The 4859-nt window shown below is 35.5% G+C and carries 5 protein-coding genes; 3 read left to right on the forward strand and 2 right to left on the reverse strand.

The genetic code is table 11. The features are described 5' to 3' along the window. Positions 1-158: 158 nt before the first annotated feature. Together A33S_RS0100240 and A33S_RS0100245 are read right to left on the reverse strand one after the other, a co-directional pair. On the reverse strand, positions 159-1256 hold the full coding sequence (locus A33S_RS0100240; protein ID WP_009385264.1) for an FUSC family protein: 1098 nt from the start codon (positions 1254-1256) through the stop codon (positions 159-161). A gap of 66 nt (positions 1257-1322) precedes the next feature. Beyond that, a complete protein-coding gene (locus tag A33S_RS0100245) occupies positions 1323-2609 on the reverse strand; it encodes a glutamate-1-semialdehyde 2,1-aminomutase (RefSeq protein WP_009385262.1) in 1287 nt (428 codons plus the stop codon). An 80-nt stretch (positions 2610-2689) separates the two neighbouring features. On the opposite strand from A33S_RS0100245, the gene A33S_RS0100250 reads away from it, so the two are divergent. The 3 genes from A33S_RS0100250 to perR all read left to right on the forward strand — a co-directional run bounded on the left by A33S_RS0100250 (position 2690) and on the right by perR (position 4653). Continuing rightward, positions 2690-3148, forward strand: coding sequence for a peroxiredoxin (locus tag A33S_RS0100250; RefSeq protein ID WP_009385261.1), 459 nt, complete (start codon positions 2690-2692; stop codon positions 3146-3148). Positions 3149-3152: 4 nt separating this feature from the next. Beyond that, a complete protein-coding gene (locus A33S_RS0100255; RefSeq protein ID WP_009385259.1) occupies positions 3153-4106 on the forward strand; it encodes a phosphoglycerate dehydrogenase in 954 nt (317 codons plus the stop codon). 94 nt (positions 4107-4200) lie between these two features. Further along, positions 4201-4653: a peroxide-responsive transcriptional repressor PerR gene (gene perR, locus A33S_RS0100260; protein ID WP_009385257.1), complete on the forward strand. Its 453-nt coding sequence runs from the start codon at positions 4201-4203 to the stop codon at positions 4651-4653. Positions 4654-4859 lie beyond the last annotated feature (206 nt).

The following is a 4859-nucleotide window of genomic DNA, read 5'->3' on the forward strand; positions in this document are numbered from 1 at the left end:
TTAATTAATTTCTACTAACAGCATGCTTTCCTGGGGCGTGGCTGGAGCCTGTAGTCTCCAGACTCACGCTACTCCCCTAGGAGTCAGCTGTTAGGAAATTAATTCAAATTCACTCTTTAAGTTGAATTTGATAAATTGTCTCGTACCCTTTTTCTATTTTATAAGTCGTAATCTTCTTCGACAATATTTAATTCGCGGTCTGAATGATGATATTTGAAGAAACTCAAGCGAATCACATCTAAATGTTCAATGTGATTACGGTACTCTTCAATAGATGCGATAATTTGCATAATATTTTCATAGTTATACGCATCTTGATCAGGATGATCAATGAGCTCGTGTTTAAATGCTTCAAACAACGGTGTCTTCTGCGGGTTTTTAATATGCGTTAGATTTTCAATGACATCGAAGTGCGAGTTTTTACTAATACTGATGAGCACTTGTTCGTGATACGTAATCAAATCATGAATTTCAAGCTGAACTTGAAGCAATAAATCAGGTCCTAGCAAATGCAAATCATTTTGATAACGATGCATCTTCCTCAACACATCATACGCGCGTCTCGTCGTTAACACAAGTTGATTAAACAACACTTTCTTTCGAGTTTGTTCAAATGATTTCTTCCTTGAAAAGCTACGTCGTTCTTCTTTAAATAGTAAGTACAATTGATCAAGTTTGTTAACTCTTGTCTTAATCGCTTGTACATCATCCTTAATATGATGAAACTCCATGGATTCATTTAACACTAACTTAAATAATTGGAAGATTTCTGTCGAGATATTCATGGAGTTATGATACAACTTTGTTTCAAACTTAGGTGGTAAGAACGTTAAATTAACGATAAACGAACTTAAAACACCGATCATAACGAGCACGAATCTAAAGAATGCTGACATGTAAAACGAACCATCATGTTGACCCATTATAATGAGAGCCGTTACAGAAGCAAGCGTTGCAACGTGCGCGATTTTCATTTTATATAAAATTGCGATTAATAAGATCACCGTTGCACCCATAATTACAAAATTGCTTCCAAATAGTGTAACCATTATGACGGCTAGTATGGCACCTATCACGTTACCTTGAAATTGGTCGACTATCGTTTTAAGTGTCCTGTACACAGTTGGTTGCATCGCAACTACAGCTGAGATACCTGCTACTGCTGTCATTGAAGGGTTGTGTGGTAAAAGGGACGCAACTGCAACAGCTAAAATAATGGCAATTCCAGTTTTTAATATCCTTGCGCCTAACTTCATTCTTATCGCCCCCTTATCATTAACTGTAATCGCAATCTATTATACAACTTTACACGTCATCATGCTTTATAGTTGGCTAAAGGCATAATCAACTGCTTTAAGCGTTTCGTCGATATCTTGCTCAGTATGCTCTGTTGTCAGGAACCAAGCTTCGAATTTAGAAGGGGCTAGGTTGATACCTTGATGCAACATAAGTTTAAAGAATTTAGCAAACATTTCACCATCGGCATTATCAGCTTGGTCATAATGCGTTACTTTTTCATCTGTAAAGTATAGCGTTAAAGCACCTTTAACTCGGTTCACTGTAGCTGTGATGTTATGCTTATCGATTAATTCTAAGAGACCATCTTCAAGACGTTCACCTAACTTATCGAGCTTTTCATAAACGCCAGGTTGAGACAATACTTCGAGTAAAGCGATGCCGCCACGCATTGAAAGTGGGTTACCTGACATCGTACCCGCTTGATAAGCAGGTCCAAGCGGCGCAACTTGTTCCATAATATCTTGTTTACCACCGTAACCACCGATAGGTAAACCGCCGCCAATAATTTTACCGAACGCAGTTAAGTCAGGATACACATTTAATAAATCTTGAGCCGCACCGTAATGGAAACGAAAAGCTGTAATAACTTCATCATATACAACTAAGCCGCCATGCTCATGCGTAATTTCATTTACAGCTTCTAGAAAGCCAGGTTTAGGTTCTACCATGCCAAAGTTACCTACAATAGGTTCAACTAAGACACCAGCAACTTCGCTACCCCAATGTTCCATTGCTTCTTTAAAAGCATCGATGTCATTGAAAGGTACTGTGATCACTTCTTGCGCGACACTTTTAGGTACGCCTGCAGAATCAGGAGAACCTAATTGAGATGGACCACTTCCTGCTGCAACTAATACAAGGTCTGAGTGACCATGATAAGAGCCAGCGAATTTAATAATCTTATTACGATTTGTGTAAGCACGAGCAATACGAATTGTTGTCATAACAGCTTCAGTACCAGAGTTCACAAATCTTACCTTTTCTAATGAAGGAATGGCTTCTCTTAATTTTTTAGCAAAAGTAATTTCAAGCTCTGTAGGCGTACCAAATAGAATACCTTTGTGCGCTTGATCTGCGATAGCTTTTGCAATATGAGGATGTGCATGACCTGTAATAATCGGACCATATGCTTGTAGGTAATCGATGTATTTATTACCATCTACATCAAATAAGTATTGACCTTGACCATGATCCATTACAACAGGAGCGCCACCGCCCACAGCTTTATAAGATCTAGAAGGTGAATTCACACCGCCTAAAATGTTTTCATTTGATAATTCTTGCAAGCGTTCACTTTCTGTAAACTTCATCATAACAACCTCTTTTAATTTAATATTTTCACTACTTATCGTATCATAAAAGTAATATCTATAAGAAATGAGTGAGATATATGTTACAAAAAGGTGATTTATTCCCTGATTTTAAATTAGAGAATCAAGACGGGGACATGATATCGAATGAAATAATTAAAGGAAGTAAAGCGATATTGTACTTTTACCCAAGAGACAATACGCCAACATGTACTCAAGAAGCCTGTGACTTTAGAGATAATCTCGCATACTTCAACGATTTAGACATTAAAGTGTATGGTATTAGTGGTGATACGAAGCGTAAACATCAAAACTTTGTAAATAAGTTAGACCTTAACTTTGATCTACTCGTAGATAAAGATTATAAACTTTCGGAAGCTACAGGTGTTTATCAATTAAAGAAAATGTTTGGTAAAGAATCTATGGGGATCGTAAGAACGACATTTATTGTTGATGAAGATGGCGTAATAATGGATGTCATAGAGAAAGTTAAAGTTAAAACACAAATCGATGAGATTAAATCTATAATAGGGGGATGATAAGATGTTAAAGGTAGTATCGCTCATGCGACTAGGCGACGTGGAAAACGAATTAGAAGAGAATTTTGATAACGTTACATTTAAGTTTTATAAGCATCCCGCTGTATTAGATGAAGCGGATAAAGAAGATATGGACATTTTAATTTCTTACCATGAAGCGGTAGATGAAACATTTATCAATGAATGTCCAAATCTGAAGTGGATTGCCTGGTTTGCTACAGGGGTTAATTCTTTACCTATGGATGTGCTCAAGGAAAAGGACATTCAACTTACTAATGCGAAAGGGGTACATAAGCGTCAACTTTCGGAATTCATACTTGCTTATATCTTAGATGATTACAAGTTAATGAAAGCATCATATGAAAATCAAACTAAGCATGTCTATGACCATAAGATGCAACCTACTTTAGTCGATGGTGAAAGAGTACTATTCTTAGGTACTGGCACGATACCTAAACATACTGCTAAGATTTTAAACGTATTAGGTATGCATACAATTGGTTTAAATACAGATGGTCATTCTGTAGAGGGTTTTGAAGAAACATATTCTATAGAAGAAAGACATCATATTTATCATAAGGCAGATATAATCGTGAATGTTTTACCTGAAACAAACGAAACAATTCATTTGCTGAAATCAGATGACTTTAAAGCGATGAATGATCATACGTTATTTATTAATGTAGGAAGAGGTACAATAGTCGAAACACAAGTACTTATTGACGCTTTAGAATCAAAGGAAATCAGAAAGGCATATGTAGATGTATTCGAAAATGAACCATTAAATGAAGATTCTCCATTATTTGAGACACAAAATTTATTCCTAACAGCACATATTACTGGAAACGGCACCCATAATAAAACAGAGGCTGCGCATATATTTGCAACTAACTTAAAACATTTTCTCAATAAGGATGGTCTAATTGAGAATGTCGTTGACTTAAATAAGGGTTATTAAAGGAATCACCGTTTTATGATTGACAATTTCCGTTATTTACTATTATATTTATATTAAGTAAGAATAATTCTTAAATAGAAAGACGGTGAACCTAATGAGTGCAGAATTAGAGTCAGTTGAGCATCAACTTGAAGAATCAATTGCTTCTTTAAGAGCTGCTGGTGTTCGTATCACACCTCAAAGACAAGCAATCTTACAATTTCTCATTGCTTCTGATACACATCCAACTGCCGATGAAATATACCAAGCACTTTCACCTGATTTTCCTAATATAAGTGTAGCGACAATATATAACAATCTACGCGTTTTCAAAAAGACTGGAATTGTTAAAGAGCTCACGTACGGTGACGCTTCAAGTCGTTTCGATTTTGAAACTCATAATCATTATCATGTTATTTGTGAAAAGTGCGGTAAAATAGTAGATTTTCATTACCCTCAGTTAGATGAAGTAGAACAGCTTGCACAACATGTAACAGATTTTAATGTGACGCATCATCGCATGGAAATTTACGGTGTTTGTCAATCTTGTCAAGATAACAATCAATAACTACTATTTATTTAAACTATATAGGTTAATTCATTACTATCATTTTATTTTAGGTCGAGACTTTCTGAGTCTCGACTTTTTTATATGAAAGCTATTGTAAATTTAAGTTTAAGAAGTGGTTTTCGTGTAATAACTATAGTAATATTGTCTCATTTGGACATAATCAACCACGGTGTTATATCATATTTAAGGAAATTTAATATGAT

The sequence above is a fragment of the Staphylococcus massiliensis CCUG 55927 genome (assembly GCF_000298075.1).
Classification (GTDB): Bacteria; Bacillota; Bacilli; order Staphylococcales; family Staphylococcaceae; genus Staphylococcus; species Staphylococcus massiliensis.

Excerpts from the sequence above, each read along its gene's own strand:
- A33S_RS0100245 (WP_009385262.1), bottom strand. The coding sequence starts at position 2,609 with ATGAAGTTTACAGAAAGTGAACGCTTGCAAGAATTATCAAATGAAAAC.
- A33S_RS0100240 (WP_009385264.1), bottom strand. The coding sequence starts at position 1,256 with ATGAAGTTAGGCGCAAGGATATTAAAAACTGGAATTGCCATTATTTTA.
- A33S_RS0100250 (WP_009385261.1), top strand. The coding sequence starts at position 2,690 with ATGTTACAAAAAGGTGATTTATTCCCTGATTTTAAATTAGAGAATCAA.
- perR (WP_009385257.1), top strand. The coding sequence starts at position 4,201 with ATGAGTGCAGAATTAGAGTCAGTTGAGCATCAACTTGAAGAATCAATT.
- A33S_RS0100255 (WP_009385259.1), top strand. The coding sequence starts at position 3,153 with ATGTTAAAGGTAGTATCGCTCATGCGACTAGGCGACGTGGAAAACGAA.